The sequence below is a fragment of the Streptomyces filipinensis genome (assembly GCF_014649495.1).
GTDB lineage: Bacteria > Actinomycetota > Actinomycetes > Streptomycetales > Streptomycetaceae > Streptomyces > Streptomyces filipinensis.
This window is the reverse complement of the sequence record NZ_BMTD01000073.1, coordinates 1-1,191: the sequence shown is the minus strand read 5'-3', so window position 1 is coordinate 1,191 and position 1,191 is coordinate 1. Positions and strand designations below refer to the sequence as shown.

General features: G+C 68.9%; 1 protein-coding gene. It reads left to right on the top strand.

Features of this window, described 5'->3' with window-relative positions; genetic code table 11:
* Positions 1-1,191: condensation domain-containing protein (locus IE244_RS41515; protein ID WP_229854921.1), on the top strand; the 1,191-nt coding region annotated here is incomplete at both ends.

The following is a 1,191-nucleotide window of genomic DNA, read 5'->3' as shown; positions in this document are numbered from 1 at the left end:
CCGCTGACCAACAGTGGCAAGGTCGACCACCGTGCGCTGCCCGCTCCCGAGGCGGAGATGTTCTCGGCGAGCCACTACGTGGCCCCGCGCACCCCGCTGGAGGAACGGCTGGCCGCGATCTGGTCCGAGGTCCTGGGCGTGGAACGGGTCGGTGTCGAGGACAGCTTCTTCGACCTCGGCGGCGACTCCATCCGGTCCGTGCGCCTGGTCGGTGCGCTGCGTGCCGCCGGCTACGAGGTGTCGGTGCGCGACGTGTTCGAGCACCGGAGCGTCGGAGCACTCTCGGTCCAGCTGTCGGGACAGACGGCGGGTGAGTCGCTGATCGCCGCGGTGGAGCCGTTCGCGCTGATCAGTGCCGAGGACCGGGCCGCGCTGCCCGAGGACGTGGTCGACGCCTACCCGCTGTCGCAGATCCAGACCGGCATGCTGGTGGAAATGCTGGCCACCCTCGACCGGGGTGAGGACCAGGTCGCCTACCACAACATCAACTCGTTCCGTATTCCGGATGCGCGGCCCTTCTCGGCCGAGGCCCTGCGGGCAGCGGTGGGCGTGGTGGCGAGCCGTCACGACGTCCTGCGCACGTCGATGCACCTGAGCGGGTACTCGCAGCCGCTGCAACTTGTGCACGCCGACGCCGAACTGCCGCTGACCGTCCAGGACCTGCGCGAGCTGCAGGCCGTGGAGCAGCGCGAGGCACTCCGCGCGTTCGCCTACGAGGAGTGCGCAGCGCCGTCGGACCTGACGAGCACGTCCCTGATGAGGCTCGCCGTACACCTGGAGTCGAACGAGACGTGGCGGCTGACCTTCAGCTACAACCACGCCATCGCCGAGGGCTGGACCATCAACACCCTCGCGATGGAGATCGTCGCGTGCTACCAGCACCTGCGCGACGGCCGTGAGCTGCCCGAGTACGAGGCGCCTTCGGTCCGCTACGCCGACTTCGTGGCGGCGGAACTGGAGTCGCTGGGCAGCGACGCGGACCGGTCCTTCTGGCGGGGTGTGGTCGATGAGCACGCGCCGTTGCGGATTCCGGCAGCCTGGTCGGAGGACACCGACTCCCTGCGCGAGCGGATCGGCACCGAAGTGTCGTTCGCGGATCTTGAGGAGGGGTTGCGTGGGCTGGCGCTGAGGGCGAACACGTCGCTCAAGAGCGTGCTGCTGGCGGCTCATCTGAAGGTGATGAGTTCGCTG